Source organism: Kordiimonas gwangyangensis DSM 19435 = JCM 12864, from assembly GCF_000375545.1.
GTDB lineage: Bacteria > Pseudomonadota > Alphaproteobacteria > Sphingomonadales > Kordiimonadaceae > Kordiimonas > Kordiimonas gwangyangensis.
Genome location: NZ_AQXF01000007.1, coordinates 23,126 through 38,856, shown reverse-complemented (window position 1 = coordinate 38,856; position 15,731 = coordinate 23,126). Strand labels below are relative to the sequence as shown.

Annotated in this window: 8 protein-coding genes; all 8 read left to right on the top strand. The window is 56.5% G+C overall.

Annotation, left to right across the window (positions count from 1 at the left end):
• Positions 1–65: 65 nt before the first annotated feature.
• Positions 66–749 carry an ABC transporter ATP-binding protein gene (locus B150_RS0117980; RefSeq protein WP_020401342.1) on the top strand — a complete coding sequence of 228 codons (684 nt, stop codon included), beginning with the start codon at positions 66–68 and terminating at the stop codon, positions 747–749.
• A gap of 39 nt (positions 750–788) precedes the next feature.
• Positions 789–3,272, top strand: a complete 2,484-nt coding sequence (locus tag B150_RS0117975) for an ABC transporter permease (RefSeq protein ID WP_020401341.1) — start codon at positions 789–791, stop codon at positions 3,270–3,272.
• An 88-nt stretch (positions 3,273–3,360) separates the two neighbouring features.
• Positions 3,361–5,802, top strand: coding sequence for an ABC transporter permease (locus B150_RS22750; RefSeq protein WP_020401340.1), 2,442 nt, complete (start codon positions 3,361–3,363; stop codon positions 5,800–5,802).
• 77 nt (positions 5,803–5,879) lie between these two features.
• Positions 5,880–8,309: an ABC transporter permease gene (locus B150_RS0117965; protein ID WP_020401339.1), complete on the top strand. Its 2,430-nt coding sequence runs from the start codon at positions 5,880–5,882 to the stop codon at positions 8,307–8,309.
• Between the two features lie 57 nt (positions 8,310–8,366).
• The gene (locus B150_RS0117960) at positions 8,367–10,799 is read left to right on the top strand and encodes an ABC transporter permease (protein WP_020401338.1); all 2,433 of its coding nucleotides are present in this window, start codon (positions 8,367–8,369) and stop codon (positions 10,797–10,799) included.
• A 37-nt stretch (positions 10,800–10,836) separates the two neighbouring features.
• Entirely contained in the window at positions 10,837–13,356 is a 2,520-nt protein-coding gene (locus B150_RS0117955; RefSeq protein WP_025896690.1) for an ABC transporter permease, read from the top strand.
• 231 nt (positions 13,357–13,587) lie between these two features.
• A complete protein-coding gene (locus tag B150_RS0117950; protein WP_020401336.1) occupies positions 13,588–14,556 on the top strand; it encodes a DUF2336 domain-containing protein in 969 nt (322 codons plus the stop codon).
• 200 nt (positions 14,557–14,756) lie between these two features.
• Positions 14,757–15,728: a DUF2336 domain-containing protein gene (locus tag B150_RS0117945; protein WP_020401335.1), complete on the top strand. Its 972-nt coding sequence runs from the start codon at positions 14,757–14,759 to the stop codon at positions 15,726–15,728.
• Positions 15,729–15,731 lie beyond the last annotated feature (3 nt).

The following is a 15,731-nucleotide window of genomic DNA, read 5'->3' as shown; positions in this document are numbered from 1 at the left end:
GCTCAAACCCCGTAAATTCAAGAAGCCCGAAACATTGAAACAGGGCACGAGGAAAGGAACACGGAATGCTTAAACTGCACAATCTCTCGAAGGTTTACCGCACGGACGAAGTGGAAACCGCAGCGCTCAATAGCGTGAATATCGAGATCGAGAGCGGCGAATTTGTTGCCATCATGGGCCCATCGGGCTGTGGTAAATCCACGCTTCTCAACATCATCGGTATGCTCGATAGCCCGTCAAGCGGCGACTATATTTTCATGGGTGAAAATGTGGCGCCCTACGGTGAAGCCAAGCTCTCCAACATTCGCAAGCAGCACATCGGCTTCATTTTCCAGAGCTTCAACCTCATTGACGAGCTGTCGGTTGAGGAGAATATCGAACTCGCCCTTCTCTATCACAACATTCCGGCATCCGAACGCCGCGAACGTGTGGCTCACGTGATGGACAAAGTTGGTATCGCACACCGCGCCAAGCACATGCCGAGCCAGCTTTCCGGTGGTCAGCAGCAGCGTGTGGCGGTTGCCCGTGCGGTGGTGGGTGATCAGGCAATGATCCTCGCGGATGAGCCGACCGGTAACCTCGACAGCGCGCACGGCCAGGAAGTGATGGAGATGCTCCAGTCGCTCAATGAGGAAGGTACAACGATTGTTATGGTTACGCACAGCCCGGCACACGCCGACTATGCCCGCCGCACCATCAACCTCTTTGACGGCCATGTCGTGACGGAGAATCTACGCGCGGCAGTCTAAGAGTATAAAAATAAAAAAACACGACAGCGGGAGCGAGGAATGTTCCAGAACTATATAAATGTCGCGCTGAGAAACCTATTCAAGAACAAGCTTTATAGCGCGATCAACATCATTGGCCTGGCTGTGGGGCTGGCCGCCTGTATCATGATCATGCTGTTTGTGCGGGATGAGTTGTCATACGACCGCTTCTGGTCGAAGGCTGACAACATCTACCGCCTGAACACCACGTTCAACCCTCCGGGGCGCGAGCCTTTTGTTACGGTGATGGCGCAAGGCCCCACTAAACACGCGCTCAAAACCTACTTTCCGGAAGAGGTCGAGCATGTGACGCGTTTCAACTCCATGCGTGTTGTGATGCAGAAAGAACAGGATGTCTTCAGCGAAATCCTGATGTGGACCGACCCTGAAACGGTCGACATTTTTGACTTTGACGTGGTGGCAGGTGACCTGCGCCGTACGCTCAATGACAATGCCAGCCTTGCCATCAACGAGACATTTGCACGCAAATATTTCGGTGAGGAAGACGCCATCGGCCAAACCCTGACCCTCAGCGTCTATAGCCTGAAGCGCGATTACCGCATTGGCGCGGTCTATAAAGACTTGCCGCACAATACGGTGCTTGAGTTTCAGGGCATGGCCATGATTGACGAAAAAGACTTCGTCGATCAGGAATGGGAATTCACCCAGTGGTTCAGCGTGAACAACTATGTTTACTTCACCCTGAAACCGGGTGTGTCGGTTGAGACGATCAACCAGCGTCTGGATGGCTTCACCAATCAGTTCATCGAAATCCCGGATGCTGCACTGGGCGGCCAATCGTCAGACTATATCCACTATTCCACGCAGCCGATTACGGATATCCAGCTAGATCCGGCTGGTGCGCGGGACGGTGAGATGAAGGCGACGGGGGATATGGCGACGGTCATCACATTCTCCGCCATTGCCGGGCTGATCCTCGTGATTGCCTGCATCAACTTCATGAACCTTGCCACAGCAAAATCCACGCAGCGTGCCCGTGAAGTGGCGCTCCGCAAGGTGCTCGGTGCCAAGCGCCGTCAGCTCGTGACCCAGTTCCTTGGCGAATCTGTACTCATCGCGCTCATCGGCCTGGTGTTTGGTGTGGTGCTGGTTGAAGTGATGCTGCCATCGTTTGGCGGTTTCGTGGACAAGGAACTGACGTTTAACTATCTCGACCCGCTCACCATTTCGATCCTTCTGGGGCTTGTTGCCATCGTCGGCGTGCTTGGTGGTGTTTATCCGGCACTGATCCTTTCGGGTTTCCGCCCGGCTTACGTTCTGAAGGCGAACAAGTCGTCGGAATCCACAGGTTCGGCGCGGCTCAGGAATGTGCTGGTGGTGATGCAGTTTGCCATCTCCATCGCGCTTATTGTGTCCACCGGCGTTGTTTACGGCCAAAAGGTCTATGCCACCAATATGGACCCGGGCTTCAACAAGGAAAACCTGATTGTTGTGCGCAATACGGGCCGCAGTGGCGCTATCGACAAGCGCGATGCCTTCAAGGAACAGGTTGCGCGCCTGCCGGGTGTGAAGTCGGTTGCCTTCTCAAGCGATGCGCCTGCAAGCGGTAATGAGAGCAACAACACCGTGCGTGTTCCGAGCGAGGAGGGCGAGCGCTCTGTACTCATCGGCTCCCACCGTATCGACTATGAGTTTTTCGATACCTATGAGATCCCGATGCTCGCGGGTCGTGCCTACAGTCGGGAGTATGCGCTCGATGTATCGCCGAACGGTTTTGCGGCGGAAGAAGGTGCGCTGCTGCAAAGCAACCTCATTGTCAATGAAGGGGCGGTACGCCGCTTTGGTTTTGCGTCGCCGCAGGATGCCATTGGTAAAATTGTGAAGATGGGCGTTGGCAATGGCCGTCAGGCCGAGTTCACCATCATCGGTGTTATCCCGGACACCAAGTTCCAATCAGTGCGTGAAGTCATGCGCCCGGAAATGTATTTCCTCGCGCCTTATGGCTTCAACAACCTCAATGTTCGTTACGAGGGTAACCCGACCGAAGTAGTTGGCCGCATTGAGGCGCTGTGGAAGTCGATGATCACGGAAGTGCCGTTCGCCTACGACTATGTTGACGACGTGATGGCCGAGGAGTTTGTGAGGGAAGAGAACCAGTCCATCCTGCTGGCGATTTTCGCGGGCCTCGCTGTGGTGATTGCGTGCCTTGGTCTTTATGGCCTTGCGTCCTTCACAGCCGAACGCCGCACCAAGGAAATCGGTATCCGCAAGGTGATGGGCGCGAGCGTGTTTGACATCGTGCGCCTGCTGCTGTGGCAGTTCTCCAAACCCGTGCTGCTCGCAAACCTGATCGCATGGCCGATTGCCATCTGGGGCATGCTCACATGGCTTGAGAACTTCCCTTACCGGATTGAAGCCTGGGTGCTGTTGCCGCTGTGTCTGGTGGCTGGTGTGATTGCCCTGACAATCGCATGGGCAACGGTTGGCGGGAACGCCGCACGGGTCGCGCGCTCCAACCCTATCGACGCACTGCGTTACGAATAACGAAAGGCTGCGGGCCGGCGGCGAGTTGGCCCGCACCACACAAATTCAAGTCGGACTAACCGGCATAACAAACATCAGCGAGGCAACCATGTTCGAGAATTATTTCCTGACCGCGATACGCAGCATCGGTAAAAACCGGCTGTTCTCCGCCATCAATATTTTCGGCCTCGCTGTTGGGCTGATGGCCGCGCTCTTGATCCTCCTCTATGCGAGGTTCGAGCTCAGCTATGACCAGTTCTGGAAAAACTCCGACCGCCTTTACCGCGTGGATATGACCTTCCGCACCGGGTCCAACCCGCTTGCGAAGGAGAACTTCGTTTCGGGCCGTGTGCAGGACGCTTATCTGTCCTATTTTGGGGACAAGATCGAAGCGGCCACACGCCTGCGCTATCTGGGCGCCACTGTGCGGCAGGACGCTGATGCCCGCGGTGAGACCCTCACATGGGCTGACCCCGATACACTCAAGATTTTCCAGTTTGATGTTATCAAGGGCGATCTTGAGCGGGCGTTTGAGGACAAATCCAGCCTTGCGGTCAGCGAGAAGTTCGCCGAGCGCTGGTTCAAGGGGGCTGACCCGATCGGCAAGGTGTTGACCGTCTCGACCTTCAATTTGAAGCGCGACTATCAGATCGTCGCACTCTACCGTGACCTGCCCGAAAACAGCATGGTCAGCGACCTTGAGGCCTTGGCGTTGATGGACGAAGAAGCTTTTGCCGAACCGCAGTGGCTTCTCCGCAACTGGGGCTCAACAAGCGTCGCGCAGTTCCTGCTGCTGAAGGACGGTGTGGATGTGGGCGAGATAAACGCCCAGACGCCTGCTATGCTGGACAAATTTATCGAGGTGCCAAGCGGCACGGGCTCCGACCACTATGCCTACTCAGCCTCGCTCTTTGGCGATTTCTATAGTCACTGGGTTTCCTTTGATGAAATGTCGACCGCGCGCAAAGTATATGTGCTGCTTGCCATTGCCGTCGTGCTGGTACTCATTGGCGCCATCAATTTTGTGAACCTGGCTACTGCGCGCGCCATCCGCCGCACGCGGGAAGTGGCACTCCGCAAGGTGCTGGGCGCACGTCGCCCGCAGCTGATCGTGCAGTTCCTGCTTGAGAGCTACATCATCACCATCCTCGCGATCCTCATGGCGATTGTGTTTCTTGAACTTGCGTTGCCCTATTTCTCGAGCTTCCTCGATAAGCCGCTCGCGATCAATTATGCCGACCCTGTCTATTGGGGTGTGCTGGGCACAATCGTCATTTTTGTTGGTGGTCTCGCAGGTTTCTACCCCGCCTTTGCTATCAGTGGTAGCCGCCCGGGGCGTATTCTGCTCGCGAACAAATCATCAGAAAGCCGGGGTGCCGTGTTCCTGCGGCAGGTGCTGGTGACCTTCCAATTTGCTATCTCCATCACCCTGATCGTGGCGGCCATCGTTATCTATTTCCAGACCTGGTACGTGCTGCACCTTGACCCGGGCTACGACCGCGAAAACCTTCTGGTGGTTGAAGGTATCAACCGTCCGGAAATGGAAGCGCGCATGATACCCTTCCGGGAGGCGGTATCGCGTCTGCCTGAAGTGAAGGCGCTCACTATTTCGTCGGAGACACCATCGGACGGCAACAACAACTTCACCAGTATTGGTCTCACAACGAACCCGGCAGATCACATGGTTATTGGTGAACTTTGGCTCGATGATAATTTCTTTGACGTCTACGGCATTCCCGTCATCGCCGGGCGGGCTTTCGATGAAAGCATCGAGGGTGACCTGCACATCAAGGGCAGGCAGGAAATGGAAGTGCTGCCTGAACTCCGCATGATGATCAATGAGAACGCTGTTTACCGGTTTGGCTTTGCAAGCCCGCAGGACGCAGTGGATCAGGTTGTTTACTGGTACGATAAAACACCGATCCGCATTATCGGTGTGGTGGCAGATGCACGCACGCAGTCGCTTACCTCACCACAGGGGCCGGAAAGCTACCGCCTGTTTGCGGAATATGGCTCCAGCCTGACGGTGCGCTATACAGGCTCGCCTTCCAATCTCATTGAGAAGCTCGAACGAACCTGGAAAGAGTTCGCGCCTTTCACACCGCTTGTTTACAGCTTTGTTGACGAGGCATCCGCGAATGAGTTTGAGCAGGAAGTGCATATGTCCGCAGTGCTCAGCTTCTTCTCAATGCTGGCGGTGGTTATTGCCTGCATGGGGCTTTATGGCCTTGCAGCTTTCACTGCCGAGCGCCGCACCAAGGAGATCGGTATCCGCAAGGTGATGGGGGCGAGTGTCACCGATATCGTGCGGCTGCTTGTGTGGCAGTTCTCCAAACCGGTGCTCGTTGCCAACCTTATCGCGTGGCCGATCGCCATCACCGCCATGCTCGCATGGCTCGAAAGCTTCCCTTACCGGATCGATACCTGGATCTTGCTGCCGCTTTGCATTGTGGCCGGCGCCATCGCACTCACCATCGCGTGGGTAACGGTGGGTGGCAATGCGGCCCGTGTCGCGCGCTCCAATCCGGTTGAGGCACTGCGCTACGAGTAACCAAACGAATAAGTCGGGGCCGCTTTGGTAGCCCTGACAAAAATAAAACGCACACGTCAAAGACAGGCGAGGAAAAGATGTTCAGAAACTATATGATGACGGCGCTACGCAATCTTCTGCGCTACCGGCAATATACCCTCATCAACATCTTCGGCCTTGCGGTCGGGCTTGCTGCATGCCTGCTCATTCTGCTCTACGTGAATTTCGAGCTCTCTTATGATCGCTGGATCCCGGAAAACGAGCGGGTCATGCGCTTTGAAACCCGCATGTACGACAGGGGCGGTAACTTTACCTATAATTCGGATCGTATTCCGCCTGTCACAGCGCTCATTTTTGCCGAACAGTTTCCGGAAATTGAGCTCTATTCCCGCTTCCTGAACCAGAGTGTGGCAGTCGCGCTGGATGGCAAAGCCTTCGAACAGCGTGTGACCATCGCCGACCCGGACGTTTTTGAGCTTATGGGCATCAAGCTGATTGAAGGTGATGCAGCAACAGCACTCTCGTCGCCAGATTCTCTCGTGCTTCAGGAAAGTGACGCGAAACGGCTCTTTGGTGACAGCCCGGCACTTGGTCAGATCGTGCGGATTGATGGCACCTTCCCGATGAAGATCACGGGCGTCATGCCTGATTGGCCTGTGGCCTCCGACCTGCGGGTTGGGGCGCTCGCCCCCTTCTCTGGTCCGATTGTCGATTACCAGCCTTGGGTACGGCATGAGTGGGGCAGCTTCTGGGGGCCAACCTATGTGCGTTTGGCGGAAGGCACCGACCCTGAGGTGCTGGCCGCCGATGTCAATGAGTTCGCGCGCCGTGTTGGCCCCGCTGACCGGTATCAGGAAAGAATAGATAAGGGCATCCAGCCGTCCTATGAGTTTCACCTAACCCGCGCGATTGACGCTCACCTCCAAGGCGACATCAGCGGCGGTGACGGTCGCGCTTCTATCGTGCGGCTGTGGGCTGCTGGCATCGTGGCGCTTCTGATCCTCAGCATCGCGGCTGTAAACGTTGCGAACCTCGGCACCATGCTGGCAATCAAACGTGTTCGCGAGGTGGCTATCCGCAAGGCGCTGGGCGCAAGCGGACGTCAACTGGTGGTGCAATTGCTTGCGGAATCTGTCGCCCTTACCTTAGTTGCCATGATGATTGGTATCGCACTTGCGGAACTGATGCTGCCGATGTTCGGCCAACTTATGGACCGCGCATTGACATCGGATTTGATTTACACCTCGCCGATGCTCGCGGGCCTTCTGGGCGGCGCAGTGATCGTTGGGTGCATCTGTGGGCTTTATCCCGCGCTTGTGGCGGCCCGTTTCCGGCCTGTTGACTATCTGTCTGGTATGAAACCCACCCTCGGGGTGTGGCTGAGGAATTCGCTCGTTATCTTGCAGTTCGCTGCCACCATCGGCCTCCTCGTGACCTGTATTGTCGTGTTCATGCAGGCCCAGTTTGCCCGTACGCTTGATAAGGGGTTCCAAAGCGAACAACTGGTTGCGATCAGTGGCATCAGCAAGCCCATGATCCTTGAGCGGGAGGCGGCTTTGCGGGAGGCGCTGGCGCGCGTCCCGGGCGTTGAAGCCGTGGCTGCAAGTCACGACATGCCGGATGAAAACCAATATACCAACAATTCGGGCATTCGTACCGATACCGGTGTGGAAAAAAGCCTGCGCAGGGTAGCGGTCTCGGAAGAGTTGCTGCCATTGATGGGCGCGAAGCTTCTTGCCGGGCGTCTGTTCTCAAAAGACCGTTCTGCGGATAGCGGCGTCGAGGAAAACGCGCTTGCATCCGCTTCGGTTATTCTGAACGAGAAGGCTATCAAAGACCTTGGTTTCGAGAGGCCTGAGGATGCCATCGGGCACGAGATCTATTCACCGGGCGATGTGCGCTCCACCATTGTTGGCGTGATAGCCAACCTGCGCACCCGGTCGGCGCGGTCGGAGCCTATGGCAACCTACTATTGGGTCGGGCCATCCGAATATCGCTATATCGTCCTGCGGGTAGCGCCGCAAAACATGCCGCAAACGCTTGCAGCGATTGACCGCACGTGGCGGGAATTTTTCCCCGAACTGCCCATCGATCGCCAGTTTGCCGACGATGCTTTCACGCAGTTTTACGATACGGATCGCCGGCAAGGTTGGCTCCTGCTGTTCAGCGGTGGCGTGATGGTGGTGATCGCTGTGATGGGGCTTTATGCGCTCGCCGCCCTGTCCACCGAGCGCCGCTCGCGCGAGATCGGCATTCGCAAGGTGCTGGGCGCACGAACCCTCAATATCGTCCAGCTGCTTTTGTGGCAATTTTCACTGCCAGTGCTGCTCGCAAACCTCATCGCATGGCCAATTGCATGGTGGAGCCTGAGCCGCTGGCTTGAAGGGTTTGTGGACAGGATCGCGCTTTCACCGGTGCCATTCCTGATAGCGGGCCTCGGCGTGCTTGCCATCGCCTGGATCACCATCATCGGACACACGGTCAGGGTGGCGCGCGCTACCCCCATAAACGCACTCAGATACGAATAGAAAAAGGCGCACAACGCGCCGCACACAGATAGCGGGATAGAAACGGAGACATTGGGGATGTTTGAGAATTATCTGAAAATCGCGATCAGGAATTTGATGAGGAACAAGCTGTTTTCCTTCATCAATATCGCGGGTCTTGCGGTCGGCCTTGCGGCTTTCATTCTGATCACGCTTTTTGTGCGTGACGAGTTTAGCTGGGACAGCCATTGGACCCGGTCTTCGGACATCTACCGGCTGGAAAACACCTACACCCGCCCCGGCCAGCCTGACCGTGAAAGCCCCAATGCGGTCGATCCGCTCAAGGATATCTTCTTCGACACCTTCCGTGAGGTGGAGGACATCACCCGCTACTTCGATGCCGGGATGACGGTGCGTAACAACGGCGAGCTATTTGGTCAGCGTACCCTATTTGCGGATGCCAATTTCTTCGACTTTTTCAGCATGAGATTTCTGGAGGGGAATGCGGCCAACGCGTTTGCCACTCAGTCGAATGTGGTGATCAGCCAGCGTACTGCCGAGAAATATTTCGCCGGCAGCTCTGCACTTGGTGAAGTTATTTCCGTCAGGATTGGCGATGAGTTCAGGGATTTTGTCGTGTCCGGTGTGGTGGCGAGCCCAAAGGAGAATTCTATCGTCGTGCACGACTTCATTCTGCCCTTCAACCGGGAGTATTTTGTCGGCGCGCGCTGGTTCACCGAAGACTGGCGTTTCGCCATTCGCCAGACCTTTGTGCGGTTTGCTCCCGGCACAGACATGAGCCTTATCCGTGCGGAGCTGCCGGCTATTGTCGATCGTCATCTGCCCAAGGGGCAGGACGGTATGGAAACAGGCCGTGACTGGTCCATGACCCTGTCGTTGGTGCCTATTGAAGGGGTGCACCTATACGGGAACGGCGAAAATGGCGACGCGGACGTGCTCTACGGCTTCCTTGCTGTTGCCGTGCTTATCCTGCTGATCGCGGTGGTCAATTTCCTTAACCTGTCGATGGCACGCACAGCGCACCGCGCGCGTGAAGTATCCATGCGCAAGGTGCTGGGCGCGAACCGTAGCCAGATTCTGCAGCAGTTCCTAGGTGAATCGGTGTTGCTTGCGCTGGTCTCGCTCATGATCGCACTCGCGCTCGTCGAACTTGCGCTGCCGTACTATAACGCCTTCCTGTCCTCGCTCGTGCAGATGAACCTGTTGGAGGACCCGGCGCTCCTCGCCGCTTTGCTTGCACTTGGTATCGGTGTGGGGCTGAGCGCAGGCAGCATGCATGCGACCTATTTTGCGCTCCTACGCCCGCGAGACGTGCTCTATAGCAACACGTCGCCAGATGCTGGCACAACGCGCCTGCGGGCTGGCCTTGTGGTGGCGCAGTTCTCGATTTCTGTGGCGCTTATGATCATCGCGTTCTTCGTCAATCAACAGACGGAATACGCGCGCCAGCTTGATCTGGGGTTCTCTGCCGACAACCTGATCGTTGTTTCGGGCACCAACGGCAGCCAATCTGAAACCTTCAAGCAGCGGTTGCTTGCCAGCCCATTTGTTGAAGCGGTTGGCCGGTCGTCTGACGTCCCGACGGAGGGCAGCGAGGACCGCCTGCATATCCGCCCGCTTGATGGCGGTGAGCCTGTGATGCTGGACGGCCTGCCCACAGGGCCGGATTTCTTCTCCGTCTACCGTATTCCGCTGCTTGCCGGTCGCTACCTGACAGACGCCGAAGCGGACATTCTACGCAAACGCGAAGAAAATGCCTCATACAGGCCGGACGCCAATATCGTTATCAATGCCATGGCGGCAAAACTGTTGGGCTTCGAGACCCCTGATGCGGCTGTCGGCCAGATCATGCCAACGGACCTCAGCAGTACGCTCCGGGTGAATGCCACCATCGTGGGCGTGGTTGAGGATTTCCATTTCGATAGCGCGCGGGACGTCATCCGTCCCGGCATCTATTACATCGACCAGATGCGCCAGTCCGACATGACGGTGCGGATCAACGGCGGCAACCGTGACGCCGCGATTAATTCGGTTGAGCAGGCTTGGCGGGAAACCTTTCCGGATACACTGCTTAGCTACCGCGTGATGGAAGACATGGTGGAGCAGCAATACCAGTCTGAAGCACGCCTGAGTGATGTCCTTCTGATGTTCACCATTCTTGCAGTGACGATCTCCTGCATGGGGCTTTATGGCCTTGCGTCCTTCACGGCGGAGCGCCGCACCAAGGAGATTGGCATCCGGAAGGTACTGGGTGCGCGCCTTGGCGATATTCTAAAGCTGCTTCTGTGGCAGTTTTCAAAGCCCATTTTGCTTGCAAACCTGCTGGCGTGGCCTGCGGCCTTCTATTTCCTGAATGATTGGCTGAACGGCTTTGCCTACCGGATTGAGCTCGACCTTCTGCCCTTCGCGTCCATTGGTGCGGCGGCACTTGCCATCGGCTGGATGACGGTTATCGGCCATGCCTATCTGGTCGCGCGGGCAAACCCAATCAAAGCACTTCGTCATGAGTAGAAACCAGAACAAACAATAACAAAGCGAGAGAAAGAAAATGTTCAGAAACTATCTGATGACCGCATGGCGGCACATAATCAAGAACAGGATGTTCTCCATCATCAACATCCTGGGCCTGGCAATCGGCTTCATGAGCTGCATCATGATCCTGCTGTTTGTGCGGGACGAGCTTACCTACGACAGCTGGGTGCCGGAAGGGGATCGCGTGGTGCGCCTCCATAGCGCATTCTATTCACCGGGGCGCCCTCCATTCCTGACAGTCCGGTCCGCCGGTCGCATGATGGAAGCGGTGCAAAACTACGCCTCTGCCGAAGTAGAAGCCGGTGTGCGCCTTGTGCGCAACAATACATCGATCCTGAGCGGTGACCGCGCCTTTGATGAAACCGTCACCTTCGCGGACGGCAGCTTCTTTGATGTGTTTGACCTGCCGCTGGTGGCGGGTACCAAGGAAAGCGCGTTCAACAAACCGATGGATTTTGTCATCAGTGAAGACATGGCCATCAAATATTTCGGCCGTACCGACGTGGTTGGCGAAACGCTGACGGCCTGCTGCATGGAAGGTAACAGGGTTGAAGCACAGGTGACCGGCGTTTTCCGTAATATCCCGGAAAACAGTCATATGTCGCTCGACCTATTGCTGTTCATGCACCCCTCTATGTTCGCGAACGCGCCCAATATCCTCGACACATGGAACAGTGTGAACACCTATACCTACTTCAAGCTGCGTCCGGGTGTGACGGCGGAAGACCTCAAGGAACGCATCTGGTACTGGGTCGACAACGAAAGCCCGTTTGTACAGCAACTGCAAAACAACGGCATGTCCGGGAAGCCGACCGACGTGGTAAAGCTGAACGTGATGCCACTCCATGACCTGCACCTCTATGCCCGCAAGGACGCTGGCAACATGGGTGACCTTAACCCGATGGGGGATGCGCAGGCTGTTTATGCCTTTGCGATTGTCGCAATCCTTATCCTTGTTATCGCGTCCATCAACTTCATGAACCTCTCCACGGCGCGCGGCATCCGCCGGGCACGTGAAGTGGCGCTCCGGAAGGTGCTCGGTGCATCACGCCTGCAGGTTGCTGGTCAGTTTCTCGGTGAAGCTGTGGCAGTTGCCATTCTGGCCCTTCTCGTGGCGCTCGTGGGCGTGGAGCTGTTCCTGCCGCTCTATAACGACGCTATCGACCGTGCGCTTGAGTTCAATCTGCTGACGGACCTGCCGTTTTTCGCCACGCTGATCGTTGCGGCGGTGGTTGTGGGGATGCTTTCGGGCAGCTATCCAGCGGCGTATCTGTCACGCTTCCGTCCGGCGCGTATCCTCAAGGCCAACAAGTCCACCGATGTGGGCGGCGCGGGCAAGTTCCGCACCGTGCTTGTGGTGTTCCAGTTCGCCATTTCCATCGGCCTTATTGTCTGTACGGCGGTGATTTATGCCCAGACGCTCTATGCCCGCAACATGGACGTTGGCTACACCTATAAGGACAAGGTTGAACTGCTCGGCATGGGCCGTGACGGCCTTGGCGAAAACGGTGAAGCAATCGCTGAAGCCATTCGCAAGCTGCCGGGTGTTGAAAGTGTCGTATTCTCGAGCGAGGCACCAAGCCAGGACAACGAGAATAATGGCGGCTTCACGCTTCTGGCAGGTGCCGATGCGGGCACGTCAGGTAACTCGGTCATCCTGAACTACCACTCCATGGGCTATGATTTCTTCAAGGCCTATGACATCACGCCGCTTGCGGGCCGCACGTTCGACCGCGCCTACGGCAAGGACGAGATCAGCGTCATCCCGGAAGAGGAAAACCGCACTGGTACAGCCACGGCGATCATTAACGAAACAGCCATGCGCTCGCTCGGTCTCACCTCACCGACGGATGCGGTTGGCCGTGTGCTGCGCTCAAGCCTGTTCCGCACCGGCCAGTATGATCTTGAGATCATCGGCGTGGTGCCGGACATCTACTTCCGTTCGCTCAAGTTCGGTGTGCGGCCAACGATCTATCTGAACAACCCGGCAAACTTCAATGTGGCGACCGTTACCTTTGCCACCAACGATGTGTCGGGCCTTCTTAATCAGATCGAGAATGTCTGGCAGCAACGGGCACCGATGGTGCCGCTGCGCCGCCAGTTCCTGAATGACATGATTGAGGCGCAGTACCAGTCGGAAGACGCGCAGGCGACCATGTTTGCGGCCTTCTCGGTGCTGGCAGTTGTGGTGGCATGTCTGGGTCTTTATGGCCTTGCGTCCTTCACCGCAGAACAGCGCACCAAGGAAATTGGCATCCGCAAGGTACTGGGTGCGCGGGTGCGCGACATTGTGCAGCTTCTGGTCTGGCAGTTCTCCCGCCCCGTGCTGATCGCCAATATCATCGCGTGGCCGGTGGCCTGGTACGTCATGTCTGGCTGGCTTGAAGGTTTCCAGTACCGCCTTGGCGGTGGCTACATCTGGGCCATGGCACTGGTCGCTGGCGTGCTTGCGCTGCTGGTTTCCTGGGCCACAGTGGCGTCGCGCGCGATCCGTGTGGCACAGACCAACCCAATCCGGGCGCTTCGCTACGAGTAGCGCCAACGTCATCTCTCGCGTCGGAGGGTAACCTCCGGGCATCAACTGTAAGGGGGCTTCGGCCCCCTCTTTTTTTGGTCAGCCGCGGAATTACTAGGGTTTATACTTAGTTAAGATTTTACGCATTCCTTGACGAAATCCTCAGGATTACATGAGATATGTTCACATACAGGCATGTCATCCTTGAAGCTGGCCTAGGCAGCCAATGCACCGAGTAACATGAGAAGCGCAATGTTGATCGATACGGTTAAGCTGGAAAAAATGGCCCTCGCGAAGCGGGTAGGCCAATTCCTTGTTGCCGAGCAGGTCAATGAGGAGCGCGCCACCGTTGAAAATGTCGCACGGGTGCTGGCACAGGATGTCAGCGCGCAGGTCCGTGAAGTGCTGGCGTATGAGCTGCGTAAATGCAAGGTACTCTCGCCGGATTTGGCTGAAAAAATTGCCCGCGATGTAGAGACCGTTTCTGGCGCTTTCCTTAGCGAAACCAACGTATTTTCTGAAAAGGAATGGCTGCGGCTGATCCCGGGTCTCAAGGAAGCAAGCCTTGTGGTCGTGGCGCGCCGCACCGATCTCTCCGATGCCGTCCAGCTCAAGCTGGCGACTGTCGGCCTCGAGCCTACGGTCGCGTCCCTTGTGCGGAACGACAGCCTTATGCTGGGCGAGGGGGCCTGCAACAAGATTGTGGACCGTTTCTCCGAGAACAAACGTCTGATGGACCACCTTGGTGGCCGCCGCGACTTGCCACTGCGTGTGGTGGAGCGAATCGTCTCTTACGTTTCCGACCATTGTCGTGAATTGCTCGTTGAACACTATGCCGTTACCGACACGGTGGCGAAAAAAGTCAGCGACGACAGCAAGGTCGAAGTGCTGTGGGCACAGATCAAGACTGCGGGCCCGTCCCAGATCCACGCCTTTGTCACAGACCTCCGCAACGACCGGCGCCTGAATTACCTGCTGGTACTCGAGATTGCGAGCCGTGGTTGTTACCAGTTCATGGAAAGTGCGCTGGCGCTCGAAGCTGGCCTGCCCATCAACCGTATCCGCGAGATTCTGACACTTGAAGACCCGCCAGCCTTTGTGCGCCTGATGCAGATGGCAAATGTCAGTAAAGTGATGGCGCCCCGCTTTCTGCAGCTCGCGAAGCGTTTCTACGGCAAGCCGATGGAACTGACGCCGACTCCGGAACCTGCAGCAGCCTGAAGCACTGCGCGTTCTAAACGAAATTAACAAAGGCCGCCGAAAAATTTCCGGGCGGCCTTTTATTTTTCGCAGAAACGCTGGGGTGTCAGCGGCAAATTAAAGCAAATTTTATCGGTTAGTTGAACAATTCCTAAGACTTGTGGTGCCACAATGTATGCCGCTCGAATGGCGAAGTATGTATTATTTGGAGTCACGAAGTGATGAAACTGGCCCTTGGCAACCTTGTAAACGCGGACCGCTTAGAAAAAGTGGTTTTGGCCAAACGCGTTTCCCGTTTTCTCGCGTCATCAGACCATGAGCATGACGATCATGAAGCCGTCACCAATATAGCGCGTGCGCTTGCGCAAGACCTGAGCATTCAGGTGCGCGAGACTTTGTCCTTTGAGCTGCGCATGTGCAAGAATATCCCCTATGATCTCGCGGCGCGTATCGCCAGCGATATCGAAAGTGTTGCAGGTCCGTTCATTGAAGCGACGCAGGTTTTCTCTGATGGCGAATGGGCTGGCCTCATCCCGCACCTCGAGAAACACGCACATCAATATCTCGCCCGTCGTCATGACCTTGGTGAGCAAACGGTGTTTGCCCTTGTCGCCAATGCGAACGAAGAAACGGTGGCTCGTGTTATCGCGAACCGCGAAATTAAACTGAGCGAACAAGCCAGCAAAAAGACAGTAGACCGCTTCGCGACCAGCGACATGGTCATGCAGGAGTTGAGCCGCCGTGACGATCTCACGCTTCCGGTTGTGGAGCGTATCATTGGCCTCGTGGCGGAAGAATATAAGCGCATCCTGCTCGCAAATTATTCCCTGCCCAAGCAGGTGGTGGCGGAAATTGTTTTCAAAACGCAGAATGAAACCCTGTGGAAGCAGATCGCGAAAGCGGGTCCCGCGCAGGTTCATGGTTATGTTGTGGACATGAAACGCGAGGGCCGCCTCTCCGAAGCACTGACCCTTGAGATGGTGGAGCGTGGCAGCTTCCAGTTCCTTGGTAGCGCGCTTGCGGTAGAAGCTGGCGCGACCCTTGGCGAAGTACGCGCCATTCTTGAGCGCGGTGACCTGCGGGAGCTCCTTGGCCTTATTCATAAGGCAGGCTACGGCAAAACCTCGGCTCAGCGCATTTGTCGCGTGCTGAAGGGCAACCAGATTTCGGTTCGCCGCAGCGCAGCCAACTGAGCC